This is a genomic window from Pseudonocardia thermophila (assembly GCF_900142365.1).
In the GTDB taxonomy this organism is placed as follows: domain Bacteria; phylum Actinomycetota; class Actinomycetes; order Mycobacteriales; family Pseudonocardiaceae; genus Pseudonocardia; species Pseudonocardia thermophila.
In genome coordinates this window covers 42,750-56,537 of record NZ_FRAP01000025.1, presented here as the reverse complement: position 1 = coordinate 56,537, position 13,788 = coordinate 42,750, and the positions used below count along the sequence as shown (strand labels likewise).

Below are 13,788 nucleotides of genomic sequence, written 5' to 3'. Positions count from 1 at the left end.
GGCGGCGGTCGCGCGCGCGGCGGATGCGCGCCCTGAGCCCGTGTCCCTGGGTGGTTCGGCCACCGCGATCCCCACGATCGCCCTGCTCACCGAGGCCGGCGAGCTGCTCGTCGGCGAGGCTGCGCAGCGCCGCGCGGCGACCGAGCCGCAACGGGTGGCCCGCGGGTTCACCCGCCGCATCGGCGACCACACCCCGCTCGTCCTCGGCGACCGCGTGATGCGCGCCGACGAGATCGCCGCCCGCTTCGTCACCAGCGTCGTCGGCCTGGTGACCGCCCGGGAGGGCGGCGCACCGGACGGCATCGCGGTCACCCACCCCGCCGGCTGGGGCGCCCACCGCTGCACGACCCTGCGCGAGGCGCTCACCGCGGCGGGCCTGTCGGACGTGCAGCTGGTCGCGGAGCCGGTCGCGGCCGCGCTCGGGCACACGGGCCCGGCCGGGCTCGAACCCGACACCCTGATGGCCGTCTACGACCTCGGCGGTGGCACGTTCAGCGCGGCCGTCCTCGCCGGCGACGCCGACGGCACCCCCGTCGTGCGCGGCCTGACCGTCGGCCTCGACGGGGTCGGCGGCAGCGACCTCGGCGGCGTCGACTTCGACGAGCAGGTCCTCGCCCACGTCCGCGAGGCCATCGGCGACGCCTGGGACCCGGCGTGGGACCAGGCCGGCGTCGAGGACACCGATCCTGACGTGCTGGCCGCGGTGGCGGCGCTGCGCCGCGAGTGCACCTCGGCCAAGGAGGCGCTCTCGGCCGACGTGGACAGCGCGGTGCAGGTCATGCTGCCCGGCGTGCACACGCGGGTGCGGATCGCGCGCGCCGACTTCGAGGACCGCATCCGGCCGCAGGTCGCCGAGACCGTCCCCGCGCTGCGCCGAGCCCTGGCCGCCGCCGGGATCGACGCGACCGCCCTGCACACGGTGCTGCTCGTCGGCGGCTCGTCGCGGATCCCGCTGGTGCCGCAGCTGGTCTCCGCCGGGCTGGGGCGTCCGGTCACCGTCGACTCCGATCCGCGCACGACCGCGGCACGCGGGGCCGCTCTGGCCGCGCAGCGCGCCGCGGCAGCCGTGGCTGCTGCCGCGCCTGCTGCCGAGCCGGCGACGCCGGTGCCGGCACCTGCTCCGGCGCCCGCGCCTGAGGTGGTCCGTCCCGCTGCCGCGAGCAGCGCGCCGGCCGCGCCGCCGCGGCCGGACGTGCCGGACATCCGCCGGGCGGCCGTGGAGTGGCCCGAGCCGGAGCGGCAGACCGGCCGGGGGCTGCGGCTGCGCGTCGCGCTGCTCACCGCGCTGGTGACCACGGGGATCGCGGGCGGCGCCGCGGCGCTGGCGTACACCGTCGATCCGACGTTGCTGTCGGGGGAGACGCCCGCCGTCATCTCCCGTCCGGCCGCCCCCGCTGAGCAGGCCGCGGAGGGCGCGCAGACCGCGACCGCCGACGCCCCGGCCGAGGTGGAACCGCCGGAGCAGGCCCCCGCGGCGCAGCCGCGGCCGGCCGCGCCGCAGGAGCGGTCCGCCGTTCAGACCGGGCGGGCTGCCACGGCGCCGCAGCCGCCGGCGCAGTCGGCACCGGCCCCCGCTGCCTCCGCGCCGAACAGTTCGCCGGCCGCGCCGGCGCCGGCCACGGTGCCCGAGCCGGCGCCGGCCGATGGGTCGACCACTCCTTCGGACCCGGGGCCGGGGACGTCGCCGAACCCCAGCCCCGCGGCACCTGATCCCGGCACGCCGGCTCCGAGCCCCTCGGACCCCGCACCGTCCGATCCGGGCACCGGTAGTTCCAGCCCCGGCTCGGGTGAGGGCACGCCCACTCCCCCGGCGTCGGGCGGGGGCAGTCCGGGTGCGGGCGGAAACCCGGTCGCGGAGGGCAGCGCACAAACAGCTCCGCCGACGACCGCGACGCCCTGAGCCCTTCGTCCTGGTACCGGCAGTCCCAGGAAAACCGCACAGTCCTCATGCCTGCGCCGCTCGGACGATCGTGGAGGCATGAGCACGATGTTGATCACCGGAGCGAACAAGGGCATCGGCAAGGAGACGGCGCGGCAGCTCATCGCCGCCGGGCACCGGGTCTTCCTCGGCGCCCGTGACGAGGAGCGCGGCCGGGCCGCGGCCGCCGAGCTGGGTGCGGAGTTCGTCCAGCTCGACGTGACCGACGACGCCTCCGTCGCCGCTGCCGCGAAGACCATCGAGGACGCCGGCGGCATCGACGTCCTCATCAACAACGCCGGCGTGGAGGGCCGGCTGCCGGACAACGGCATCCTCGCACCGGCGGACACCACCGCGGACGACGTCCGCGCCGTCTTCGAGACGAACGTGTTCGGCACCATGCGGGTCACCCACACGTTCTTGCCGATCCTGCGCCGCTCCTCGGCGCCCGTGATCGTCAACCTGTCGAGCGGGCTCGCGTCCCTCTCCACGCTGAGCGACCCGGCCAGCTTCACGCACTTCTACCAGGGCATCGCCTACCCGGCGTCGAAGACCGCGGTCAACGTGATCACGATCCAGCTGGCCAAGGCGCTGCCCGAGTTCCGGGTCAACGCCGTCGAGCCCGGCTACACCAAGACCGATCTCAACGGCAACACCGGCACGCAGACGGTGGAAGAAGCCGCCGAGATCGTCGTCCGGATGGCGCAAGTGGGACCGGACGGACCGACCGGGACGTTCGTGTCCAAGCACGGGGCCATGCCCTGGTGATCTCCCGTCCGGCAGGGCTCGGTCAGGCGCGGCGTGCCGGTCCGGGGTGCGCGGCCGGGGCGCTGTTGAGGTGGAGCGCGTCTACCGGAGCCTCGTACATGCAGATCCTCGCCGCCTGACCGCGGAGGGGGTCCCGACGCCGTACGGTGTGCGCTCACGGCGGAGCTTCCCCTCATTGCCAGGGCGCCACCGCGGGACCACGCTGTCCTGCACGGCGGCGAGCGAGGAGTCGGCATGGGCGGTGACGACGGCGCGCTGCGCACGGCGCGGGCGGCCTACCAGCAGCACCGGTGGGACGCGGCCCGGGAGGGTTTCCGGCGGGCGGCAGCGGTGACGGACCTGGCGCCGGCGGACGCGCTGGCGCTCGCCGACAGCGCGTGGTGGCTCGGGCAGGTGGACGAGTCGATCGAGGCCGGGCGAGCCGCGCACCGGGCGCACCTGGCAGCCGGGGAGCGGCGCGGGGCGGCCGCGGCGGCGCTGCAGGTGGCGGTCAACCATCTGCTGCGCGGTGAGGACATCGAGGGGTTCGGGTGGATGAGCCGGGCCGCGGAGCTGCTCGCCGAGCTGCCGGACGCGCCGGAGGCCGTCTACCTGCGCTACTTCACGCGGGTCGAGGCCGCGATCGACGACTGCGGGGATCCGGAGGTGGCCGAGTCCGTCATCGCTGCGGCGCGGTCGGTCGCGGCGGACGGACGGCGGCTCGGCGATCCCGGTGTGGTCGCCGCCGGCACCCTCGGCGAGGGACGGGCGCTGGTGAAGCAGGGCCGCGTCGCCGAGGGACTGGCGCTGCTGGACAAGGCGATGGTGACCGTGGTCGACGGCGAGATCGCGCCCGACATCGCCGGCAACCTGTACTGCCACATGATCGCCGCGTGCCACGAGCTGGGCGATGTGCGGCGCGCCGCGCACTGGACGGCCGCGCTGGAGCGCTGGCGCCGCGCTGCCGGCCGCCGTGGTGTTCACCGGCATCTGCCGGGTGCACCGCGCGCAGATCCTCGCGATGGCCGGGGACTGGGAGCGGGCCGAGCGAGTGGCGGCGCAGGTGTGCGCGGAGCTGGACGAGATCATGATCAGCACCGCGGCCGAGGGGCACTACGAGCTGGGCGAGCTGCACCGGCTGCGGGGCCGGTTCGACGCGGCCGAGGAGGAGTACGCGCGGGCGCACCGGCTCGGCCGCGATCCGCAGCCGGGGCTGGCGTTGCTGCGGCTCGCCCAGGGCAGGACGTCGGCGGCCGCGGCGGCGGTGCGGACGGCGCTGCTCGCCGAGACCGGTGACCGGCTCAAGCGGGCCCGGCTGTGCGCCGCGCAGGTCGAGATCGCGCTAGCGGCCGGGGACCGGGTCACCGCGAAGAAGGCCGCGGCGGAGCTGTCGGCCACGGCGGCCGAGTGCGCCGGGCCCGGGCTGGCCGCGTTGGCCGCCCGGGCGGCCGGAGCGGTGCAGCTGGCGACCGGCGACGCGGCCGGGGCGGCTGGGTACGCTGCGCGCCGCGTGCCGGCAGTGGGTCGAGCTGAGCGCCCCGTACGAGTGCGCACGCACCCGGCTGCTGCTGGCGGACGCCTACACCGCCCTCGGAGACGGCGAAGCGGCGACGCGCGAGCTGGACACCGCGGACGCCGCGTTCACCGAGCTGGGCGCCGTCACCGGCCGGGCGGACGTCGCGGCCCGGCGCGGCGGAGCGGTTCCGGCCGGGCTCACCGCGCGGGAGCTGGAGGTGCTGACCTGCCTCGCCGCGGGGCAGACCAACCGCGAGATCGCGGCCGCGCTCGTGATCAGCGAGAAGACGGTCGCGCGGCACCTGTCGAACATCTTCGCCAAGCTCGGCGTCACCTCGCGGACCGCGGCGGCGGCGTACGCGTTCGCGCACGGCCTCGTTCCCGCTGAGCACGGGTAGCGCACCTGGGTAGAACGACCCACATCGACGCCGCCGAATGGGTCGTGCGCGCGATGCGGCGGCCCTTCCGGCGGGCCTAGCGTTCGCGGCCCGACCGAAGGAGGCCCCGATGACCGCCACCACGCGCAGCGGCAGCGATACCACCAGCACCAGCACCGCCAGCACCGCCACCGCCACCGCCGGCATCGACACCGCCGGCATCGACACCGCCCGGGTCGAGCGCTTCGCCGGCGAGCTGATCGGCACCTACGCCGGAGCGATCACGACGTTGATGATCGACCTGGCCGAGCGCACCGGGTTGCTCGACGCGCTCGCCGAGGGGCCCGGCACCAGCACGCAGCTGGCGGAGCGGGCCGGGCTCACCGAGCGGTACGTCCGCGAGTGCCTGGCCGCCCTGGCGACCGCGGGGATCGTCGAGCACGCTCACGGCACGTTCACGCTGCCGCCCGAGCACGCGGTCTGCCTGACCGGGCCCGGATCGGCCAACCTCGCGCCGATGGCCCGCATCTGCACGCTGCTCGCCCCGCACGTCAGCGGTGTCGCCCGCGCGTTCCGTGAGGGCGGCGGGATCCCGTACGAGGAGTTCCGGCCCGAGTTCACCGACGTCATGGACGGAATGTCCCGCGGGCTGATGGACGGGCAGCTGCTCGACGGCATCGTCCCGCTCGTCCCCGGCCTGCCCGGCAAGCTAGCGGCGGGCGCTCGGGTCGCCGACATCGGCTGCGGCACGGGGCACTCGACGAACCTACTGGCCAAGGCCTACCCGGCCAGTAGGTTCGTCGGCTACGACATCGCCACCGACGCGATCGCGCGCGCCCGCGCCGAGGCCGCCGAGTGGGGCTTGACCAACGTGGCGTTCGAGGTGCGCGACGTCGTCGGGCTGCCGGCCGATCCGCCGTTCGACGCCGTGTTCGCCTTCGACGCGATCCACGATCAGGTCGATCCCGCCGGTGTGCTGGCGGCCGTGCGCCGTGCGCTGGACTCCGACGGCGTGTTCGTGATGATGGACGTCAACGCCGCGAGCCGGCTCGACGACAACATCGGCGACCCGGCGGCCCCGCTGCTGTACGGGGTCAGCACCCTGCACTGCATGACCGTGTCGCTCGCCCACGGCGGGGCGGGGCTCGGCACGATGTGGGGCCGCGAGCTGGCCTGCGCGATGCTCGCCGACGCGGGGTTCGGCGACGTCACCGTGCACGACGTGCCCGACGACCCGCTGGACTGCCTCTACGTCGCGCGACCCGCGTAGCGGTCGAGGATCTCCTGCGCCCCGCGCACGACCGCGGGATCGACGAGGCGGCCCTTCGCATCGACCGCCGTCGCCTGCCCGCGCCGCTGGGCCTCGTCGAGGACGGCGAGCAGTTCCCGCGCCTCGGCGACCTCCTCGGCGGTGGGCGTGAACACCTCGTTGATCACCGGGATCTGCCGCGGGTGCAGCGCGGTGCGGGCGCGGAAGCCCTGGCGCAGCAGCCGGGTCGTGGAGACCCGCAGCCGTTCCTCGTCCCGCACCGCGATCTCCACCGGCCCGACGGGCGGCGCCAGCCCGGCGGCCGCGCTCGCGAGCACGACCGCGAGCCGGATCCCGTACAGCTGGTTGGCCTCGTGATCGGGTTGCAGCCGCAGCTCGCCCGCGAGATCGGCCTCGCCGATGCCGAGTCGCACCACCCGCGGGGAGCGGCCCACCTCCTCCGCGTGCAGCACGCCCACCGCGGTCTCGATCAGGGCGATCACCGCGGTCGATCCCTCGGCCAGCCCGGCCGCGCGCTCGAGCGCGGTGAGCCGCTCGTCGACCTCCGCGAGCAGCGCGGGCTCGGCCTTCGGCACCCAGATCCCGGTGAGCGCGGGCGAGACCACCGCGGCGAGGTCGTCCGCCAGGTGGGCAGGATGGGCGTTCACGCGCGCCCACACCTGCGCCCCGGACGACGGCCCGCCGGCCAGCAGCGCGGCGCACGCTCGGCGGGCTTCGTCCTTGGCGTCGGCGGGGACTGCGTCCTCCAGGTCGACGATGACGTCGTCGGCCCCGCTGACCAGCGCCTTCTCGTGCCGGTCGGCGCGGTGGCCGGGGACGTAGAGGTAGCTGCGGCCCGGTTGTGCGGACCTGTTCGGCATGACACACCTTTCCGTTCCCGGGCGCGGCCCGGGGTGGCACTCAACCGCCGTTGGTTCCCGTGAGCAGAGCGGACATGGTCGCCGCGGCGTCGACGACCAGGGGCCCGAGCCGTTCGGGGGCGGAGTCCTTCAGCCGGTCGTGCGGGCCGCAGACGCTGAAGCAGCCGACGGCCCGGGTCCCCCGCGCGATGATCGGCGCGGCGATCGCGGCGGCGTACGGATCGCGCTCCCCCTGGCTCACCGAGTAGCCGCGGCGCCGGTCGATCTCGAGCATCTCCCGCAGCCGCCCGGGATCGCGCACGGTGCGGTCGGTGAGCGGGTTCAGCTCGATGCCCGCGAGGTAGGCCTCGAGATCCGCGTCGGGGAACGTCATGAGGATCGAGCGGCCCGAGGCACCCGCGTAGAGCGGGTAACGCCGGCCGACCTCGATCGTCATCCGCACGTCCTGCTTGCTCTCCACCTGCCCGACGTACATGCGCTGGCGGCCGATCGCGATGCTCAGCGTCACCGTCTCACCGGTGCGGTCCCGCAGCTCCTCCATGATCGGTTGGGCGAGCGAGCGCAGGTCCACCGTCCCGAGGGACGCGATGGACAGCTCCAGCATCCGCGGGCCCAGCCGGTACCGGCCGCGGTCCGCGTCCTTGGCGAGCAACCCCGTGCGCACCAGCGCCTCCAGGATGCGGTGGACGGCGCTCTTGGGGAGGTTGACCGTCTCCGCGATCTCGGTGACGCCCAGGTCCCGGCTCGCCTCGGTGAAGCTGAGCAGCACCGCCGACACCCGATCGACCGCTTGCATCGTCGTCCTTCCGGTGGTCAGAGCCGGCCGCGCAGCGCGGCTGCCGCGGTGCGGACACCGGGGGTGTCCGTGACCGTGAGCCCGGCGAACCGACCCTCGAAGGCGGCCTCGAGCGCCGTCCGCGGGGCATAGGCGTCGCCGATCACCGATCCGGTCACGGAGCCGGGCAGGGTCGGCGTCGTACCTGCGGCCCGCTGCCGGATCGTGATCACTGAGGACACATTCTGCAGCTCCCCCTCCTCACCAGAAAGGGGGTCCCGGTAGGTCAGCACGCCGTCGTCGAGCCGGACCGGAGCCCGCATGAGCACGGCGCTGAACCCGCGGCCGGAGAGCTTCTCCCACAGCGCCGGCCGGGAGTAGACCGGCACCCGCCAGGACATGCTCGGGCGGTCGGTGAGCAGCGTGACCCGGCAGCCGCGGGTCAGCAGCAGGTCGGCGACGGCGAGCGCGGTCGTCGTGCCGTCCTCGTCCACGACGACGACGTGCCCGCCGGTGCTGTCGGGCTCGGCGAGCGCGGTGGCCAGCGGCAGCGCGGGGAACCGGGTCTCCGGCACCTCCACCCCGCCGGTCGCCAGCACGACGGAGTCCCAGCCCTCGGCCAGCAGGGCGTCGTCGGCCCGCACACCGAGCTGGACGTCGACGCCGACGTGCCGGGCGAGCGCCTCCGCCTCGCTGATGAACCGGCGGAACTCCCCGCGCATCGGTAGCTGGGCCGCGAGCCGCAGCGCACCGCCCAGCTCGGGCTCCGCCTCGACCAGCGTCGTGGCGTGCCCCACCGAGGCGGCCGCGATGGCGGCCTCGAGCCCGGCCGGCCCTCCGCCGACGACGAGCACGCGGCGGCGTTCCCCCTCGCGGGACGCGGCGCGCAGCGCGTCCCACTCCCGTTCCATGCCGACCTCGGGGTTGACCACGCAGCTGATCGGCAGCCCGGCCTCCAGCCGGGCGGCGCAGCCCTGGTTGCAGGCGATGCAGTCGCGGGCGGGCGGAGCGTCGTCGAGGAGCGGCAGCGCGGCCAGGTCGGGGTTCGCGATGTGCGGGCGGGCGAGGGCCACCAGGTCGGCGTCGCCCTCCTCGATGAGGCTGCGGGCGTTCTCCAGGTTGTCGACCCGGCCGACCGCCAGGATCGACAGCTGCGGGAACTCCCGCTTGAACGCGCGCGGGAGGTGGCGGAACGGCAGCGGCGGGAAGCTCATGTCCGCCATCTGCGTCGCGATGCTCGCGCTTCCGACGTAGGCCGAGTGGCTCACGTGGAGCACGTCGATCTGGTGCTCCTTGAGCAGCAGGTCGACGGCGGCGAGCGTGTCCTCGAGGACGAGGCCGCCCTCGATGAACTCGTCCGCGCTGATCCGCAGGATGACCGGCATCTCCGGCGGCAGCACCGCCTCGACGGCGTCGAACACCTCCTGCGTGAGGCGCAGCCGGTTGGCGAAGCTGCCGCCGTATCCGTCGGTGCGCGTGTTGGTCGCCGGCGAGAGGAACTGCTGGAGCAGGTGACCGTGGCCGAGGTGCAGCTCGACGGCGTCCGCGCCGGCGGCCGCGACCCGGCGGGCGGCGGCGCCGAACGCGGCGACCAGTTCGGCGATCTCCTCGGTCGTCATCTCGTGCGGGACGGCCGCAGTGCTCGACCAGGGGATGGGTGACGCCGCCCACGCCGGGGTCAGCATGTGGTGCCCGCCCGACTGCCGTCCGACGTGCAGCAACTGGCCGGCGAGCAGCGCGCCCTGCCCGTGCACGACCTCCACGAGCTCGGTCAGGGAGGGGATCACGGCGTCGTCGAAGGCCGAGACGGTGTTGGAACGCGCGAGGCTGGTCGGATGCACCCGCATCCCCTCGGTGATGATCATGCCGACACCGCCCGCCGCGCGCGCCCGGTGGTAGGCGATGTGCCGGGGCGAGAAGACACCGTTCACGGCGAAGTTCGTCGTGTGCGCTGGCATGACGATGCGGTTGCGCAGAGTGAGGCGGCCGCACCGGACCGTCTCGTGCAGGCGCAGGTGAGCCGACATCTGGCGACCCTTCAGAAGCATTCGGAGCGACGGCGACCCGGAGGGCGCTGCCCGGAACGGACAACCGTCGCTGTTTCAAGTTGTTAACCGTTCGGGCTTGACAGCAGGACGATCTGTTCTTGAGAGTGGGACATCATCGTAGCGTCTTCCCATTGACCGGAACAAGGTGAGGATTGATGACGCGGAGAGCACTTGCCCGGGCGGCCCGCTCCGGCCCGTCGTGGCGGAGGAAGGCGGGGCCGGTGGCCGTTCTGGCCGCGACGGCGCTCGCGGTCACGGCGTGCGGCGGCGGTGGCGGTTCGCAGTCCAGCGCGGCCGCGGGCGGGACGACGTTCACCTACGCGATCTCGGGTCTACCCACGAGCCTGGACCCGGCCGACCACCAGGGCGACCCGTCGCGCAACATCGGCTTCGAGCTCGGCGGGACGCTGTTCCGCTGGGGCACCGAGGATCTCGACCAGCAGGGCTGCACCACCCTCGCGAGCGTCGACCACCTCAAGGGCGACCTGGCGGAGTCCTGGGAGCGCAGCGCCGACGGCAAGACCGTCACGGTCAAGCTGCGCGAGGCCACCAGCGCGGCCGGCAACAAGCTGACGTCCGAGGACGTCAAGTGGACGTTCGACCGGCTGATCGACCTCAAGGTCGGCACGCCGAACACGCTGATGCAGGACGTCGCCGACTACGCGGCCGACCCGATCAGGGTGATCGACGACCGCACCTTCGAGATCCACATGGACAACCCGTCCGCGATGGATCTGGCGATCCTGACCTGGTACCAGTTCCGCATCCTCGACAGCACCGAGGTCAAGAAGCACGTCACCGCGGACGACCCGTGGGGCAAGAACTTCGTCTCCAAGAACGCCTCGACGTTCGGCCCGTGGACGCACGCCGAGAGCGACTTCGTCTCCGGTGACCGGCTCACGCTGAGCAAGAACCCGAACTACACCGCCGAGCGCGGTGACGTCGAGAAGCTGGTGTTCATCGGCGTCTCCGACGCCGCCAGCCGGGCCCAGCTGCTGTCCACCGGCAACGCCTCGTACGCGGCCGGCCTGGCCTACGAGCAGTACGCGCAGCTGCGCGACAACCCGGCGATCGACGTGCAGACCTGCGTGTCCGCCGACCGCATCCCGCTGGTGCTCAACGCCGCCGACCCCGTCCTGGGCAAGGACGAGGTGCGCAAGGCCATCTCGCTGGCCATCGACCGCAAGTCGATCGTCGACGCCGTCTACCGCGGCTTCAACCAGCCCGCCGAGGCGAGCGTGAGCACGGCGTACGGCGTCGAGATGCCGGAGGCCGCGAAGTACCGCTACGACGTCGAGGAGGCCAAGCGGCTCCTCGAGCAGGCCGGCGTCAGCAACCTGTCGATGACGCTGCACATCTCCCCGGCGCGGCCCGGCCCTGAGGCCGAGCAGATCGCTATCCTGCTGCAGAACCAGCTGAGCAAGGTCGGTATCGACGTCAAGATCCAGACCCTGGCCAGCGCCACCGAGATCAACACGGTCTTCCACGACGGCAACTTCCAGGCGCTGCTGTACCTGGAGCCCCCGGCCGTGGCCGACCCGTACTACTCGCTGTTCCTCTACAACTCCTCGAAGAGCAAGCTGAACACCTTCGGCTACGTCAACAGCGAGTACGACGACGTGGTCGCCAAGGTCGGCACGACCAGCCCCGGTGACGAGCGCGACGCGCTGGTCAAGCGCGCCGGCGAGCTGCTCGCCGAGCACCCGGGCTTCATCTACCTGGTCGATCGCCAGTTCGTGCACGCCGTCCGCACGGGCCTGACGAACTACCAGCACGCCCCGAACGGCGAGATGTTCGTCCACACGCTCAAGCAGGGCTGAGATGACCGACTACCCGAACCTGTTCAGCCCGCTGAAGATCGGACCGCGGACCGCCAAGAACCGCGTCTGGATGACGGGCCACAGCACCCAGCTGGTGAAGGACCACAACTTCAGCGACGAGCACGTCCACTACTACGCGGAACGCGCTCGCGGTGGAGTCGGCGTCATCACCATGGAGGCGATGGCGGTCCACCCCACCACGCAGCCGTACAAGGGCAAGATCTTCGCCTTCCAGCCGGCGGTGGTGGACAACTACCGCAAGCTGGCCGCCGCGGTGCACGAGCACGGCTGCCTGCTGCTGGCGCAGCCCTGGCACCGGGGCCGGGAGACCAACGGCACGGTCAACCGGCTGCCGGTGTGGGCACCGTCCGCGGTGCCCTGCACGGTCTACCGCGAGATGCCGCACGTGCTCACGCACGAGGAGATCGAGGAGATCGTCCAGGGGTACGTGCTCTCGGCGCGGTACGCGGCCGAGGGCGGCCTCGACGGCGTCGAGGTCCACGGGCTGGCCCACGGCTACCTGCTCGGCCAGTTCCTCTCGCCGGCGACCAACCACCGCACCGACGAGTACGGCGGCAGCTTCGAGAACCGGCTGCGGCTGATCCTGCGGATCATCCGCCACACCCGGGAGGAGGTGGGGTCGGACCGGATCGTCGGCGTCCGCATCAACGGCACCGACGGCGGCGTCCCCGGCGGCCTCACCAACGCCGACTGGACCGAGATCGCCAAAGCGATCGTCGACACCGGGCTCGTCGACTACGTGTCCGTCTCCGCGGGCACGTACATCGAGCGGATGAACATCTACGGCGCGACGCCGCAGCCGGCCGGGTTCCAGCTGAAGGACACCGCGAACATCAAGCGGGCGCTGCCGCCGGACATCCCGGTGGTGGCGGTCGGCCGGTTGAACACCCCGGAACTGGCGGAGGCGGTCCTCGCCCGCGGGGACGCCGACATGATCGGCATGACCCGGACGCTGATCGCCGACCCGGAGTGGCCGATCAAGGCCATGCGCGGGGAGACGAAGCGGATCCGGCCGTGCGTCGGCGCCAACCACTGCCTCGCCTCGATCGTCAACAGCCCGCTGGCCTGCGTCCACAACCCCGCGGTCGCGCGGGAGACGGAACTGGGCATCGGCACGCTGAAGAAGGCCGAGCAGAGCAAGCGGGTCGCCGTCGTCGGCGGTGGACCCGGCGGGCTGCGGGCGGCGCTGACCGCCGCGCAGCGCGGCCACTCGGTCACCCTGTTCGAGCAGAAGAACGAGCTCGGCGGTCAGGTCGCGCTGATGGCCAGGTCGGCGAGCTACGCCGAGTGGCAGGGCATCACCGACTGGCTCATCTCGGAGATCGAGGACGCTCAGGTCGAGGTGAAGCTCGGGCACCGGGCCGAGGTCGAGGACCTCACCGGGTTCGACGAGGTGATCATCGCGACCGGGTCGACCCCGCTGAAGCACGGCTGGAGCTCGCTGCGGCCGGCGTCGTGGGGCGACGGCTCGATCGTGCCCGGCGTCGACCAGTGGAACGTCTACTCGATCAACGAGGTGATGTCGGGCAAGGCCGAGATCGGCCCGAACGTGTTCGTCTTCGACGACACCGGCGCCCGGCAGCCGGTCGTGGTCGCCGAGCACCTGGCGGACCTGCGGCACTCGGTCACGATCGTGACCCGCCTGCCGCAGGTGGCCCCCGACCTGGAGGCCAGCCGGGACCTGCAGGCCACCTACCGGCGCATCCGCAACAAGGGCATCACGTTCATCACCGACCACGAGCTGGTCCGCGTGTTCGAGGACACGGTGACCCTCGGCGACGTCTGGACCGGTGAGACCACCGAGTACTCCGACGTCGACGCCGTGGTGCTCAGCACCGGCAACAAGGCCGAGGACGCCCTGTTCCACGCGCTGAAGGGCGTCGTGCCGGTGCGCGCGATCGGCGACGCCGTATCGCCGCGCCGGGTGTTCAACGCGATCTGGGAAGGCGAGCTCGCCGGAAGGGAAGTCTGAGAAGTGACCACCACCGAGAAGCCCGAATCGGAGGCGCTGGCCACCGTCCGCGCCCGGCGGGGCTACGTCCTGCCGGTGCACGAGCTGCTCGACGAGGTCTCCCCGGAGATCCTCGCCCGCTACGACGCGCTCACGGCCGAGCTGCTGTTCGCCGAGGAGCCGCGGGCGCTGGACCTCAAGACCCGCTACCTCGTGCTGGTCGGCGTCGCGACCGCCGCCAAGAACGACCCCGACGGGATCGTCTACTTCGGCAAGCGCGCGCTGAAGCACGGCGCCAGCCGCCGTGAGGTCCTGGAGGCGATCGCGCTCTCCGGGCTGCCGGCCGGCATGCCGACCATCGAGGCGGCGACGCAGGTGCTCGACCGCCTCTTCGACGAGGGCTGATCCCCCTCCCTCAGCCGTCCCCGCGCAGCTCCCCCACTGCGCGGGGACGGCACCCCGACTCTGTACGACTTGCGAAACGAG

The 13,788-nt window shown here is 73.2% G+C and carries 11 protein-coding genes; 8 read left to right on the top strand and 3 right to left on the bottom strand.

The genetic code is table 11. The features are described from left to right. Positions 1–40 precede the first annotated feature (40 nt). The 5 genes from BUE41_RS26320 to BUE41_RS26305 all read left to right on the top strand — a co-directional run bounded on the left by BUE41_RS26320 (position 41) and on the right by BUE41_RS26305 (position 5,827). On the top strand, positions 41–1,900 hold the full coding sequence (locus BUE41_RS26320; protein ID WP_159444972.1) for an Hsp70 family protein: 1,860 nt from the start codon (positions 41–43) through the stop codon (positions 1,898–1,900). 78 nt (positions 1,901–1,978) lie between these two features. After that, positions 1,979–2,686 (top strand): SDR family oxidoreductase, encoded by a 708-nt coding sequence (locus BUE41_RS26315; protein WP_073460022.1) that lies wholly within the window; start codon positions 1,979–1,981, stop codon positions 2,684–2,686. 234 nt (positions 2,687–2,920) lie between these two features. Then, positions 2,921–3,961 carry a hypothetical protein gene (locus tag BUE41_RS29910; RefSeq protein WP_143172368.1) on the top strand — a complete coding sequence of 347 codons (1,041 nt, stop codon included), beginning with the start codon at positions 2,921–2,923 and terminating at the stop codon, positions 3,959–3,961. Between the two features lie 437 nt (positions 3,962–4,398). Further along, the gene (locus tag BUE41_RS33085) at positions 4,399–4,578 is read left to right on the top strand and encodes a response regulator transcription factor (protein ID WP_456107116.1); all 180 of its coding nucleotides are present in this window, start codon (positions 4,399–4,401) and stop codon (positions 4,576–4,578) included. A gap of 109 nt (positions 4,579–4,687) precedes the next feature. Then, on the top strand, positions 4,688–5,827 hold the full coding sequence (locus BUE41_RS26305) for an ArsR family transcriptional regulator (RefSeq protein WP_084755900.1): 1,140 nt from the start codon (positions 4,688–4,690) through the stop codon (positions 5,825–5,827). Here the strand turns inward: BUE41_RS26305 and BUE41_RS26300 are convergent. From BUE41_RS26300 to BUE41_RS26290, 3 genes are read right to left on the bottom strand one after another with little or no spacing between them, the layout of a single operon-like run. Beyond that, positions 5,806–6,687, bottom strand: a complete 882-nt coding sequence (locus BUE41_RS26300; RefSeq protein WP_073460021.1) for an HpcH/HpaI aldolase/citrate lyase family protein — start codon at positions 6,685–6,687, stop codon at positions 5,806–5,808. The two genes, BUE41_RS26305 and BUE41_RS26300, sit on opposite strands and share 22 nt — an antisense overlap. A 40-nt stretch (positions 6,688–6,727) precedes the next feature. Beyond that, the gene (locus BUE41_RS26295; protein WP_073460020.1) at positions 6,728–7,483 is read right to left on the bottom strand and encodes an IclR family transcriptional regulator; all 756 of its coding nucleotides are present in this window, start codon (positions 7,481–7,483) and stop codon (positions 6,728–6,730) included. Between the two features lie 17 nt (positions 7,484–7,500). Beyond that, positions 7,501–9,489 carry an oxidoreductase gene (locus BUE41_RS26290; protein WP_073460019.1) on the bottom strand — a complete coding sequence of 663 codons (1,989 nt, stop codon included), beginning with the start codon at positions 9,487–9,489 and terminating at the stop codon, positions 7,501–7,503. A gap of 176 nt (positions 9,490–9,665) precedes the next feature. On the opposite strand from BUE41_RS26290, the gene BUE41_RS26285 reads away from it, so the two are divergent. From BUE41_RS26285 to BUE41_RS26275, 3 genes are read left to right on the top strand one after another with little or no spacing between them, the layout of a single operon-like run. Further along, complete coding sequence (locus tag BUE41_RS26285; protein WP_084755897.1) at positions 9,666–11,330, top strand: ABC transporter substrate-binding protein; 1,665 nt, start codon at positions 9,666–9,668, stop codon at positions 11,328–11,330. 1 nt (position 11,331) lies between these two features. Further along, positions 11,332–13,323, top strand: coding sequence for an oxidoreductase (locus BUE41_RS26280; protein WP_073460017.1), 1,992 nt, complete (start codon positions 11,332–11,334; stop codon positions 13,321–13,323). Positions 13,324–13,326: 3 nt separating this feature from the next. Beyond that, complete coding sequence (locus BUE41_RS26275; RefSeq protein WP_073460016.1) at positions 13,327–13,707, top strand: carboxymuconolactone decarboxylase family protein; 381 nt, start codon at positions 13,327–13,329, stop codon at positions 13,705–13,707. Positions 13,708–13,788: the final 81 nt, after the last annotated feature.

Coding starts and splice junctions, on each gene's coding strand:
- BUE41_RS26315 (WP_073460022.1), top strand. CDS start 1,979: ATGAGCACGATGTTGATCACCGGAGCGAACAAGGGCATCGGCAAGGAG.
- BUE41_RS26285 (WP_084755897.1), top strand. CDS start 9,666: ATGACGCGGAGAGCACTTGCCCGGGCGGCCCGCTCCGGCCCGTCGTGG.
- BUE41_RS26300 (WP_073460021.1), bottom strand. CDS start 6,687: ATGCCGAACAGGTCCGCACAACCGGGCCGCAGCTACCTCTACGTCCCC.
- BUE41_RS26295 (WP_073460020.1), bottom strand. CDS start 7,483: ATGCAAGCGGTCGATCGGGTGTCGGCGGTGCTGCTCAGCTTCACCGAG.
- BUE41_RS29910 (WP_143172368.1), top strand. CDS start 2,921: ATGGGCGGTGACGACGGCGCGCTGCGCACGGCGCGGGCGGCCTACCAG.
- BUE41_RS26305 (WP_084755900.1), top strand. CDS start 4,688: ATGACCGCCACCACGCGCAGCGGCAGCGATACCACCAGCACCAGCACC.
- BUE41_RS26280 (WP_073460017.1), top strand. CDS start 11,332: ATGACCGACTACCCGAACCTGTTCAGCCCGCTGAAGATCGGACCGCGG.
- BUE41_RS26290 (WP_073460019.1), bottom strand. CDS start 9,489: ATGTCGGCTCACCTGCGCCTGCACGAGACGGTCCGGTGCGGCCGCCTC.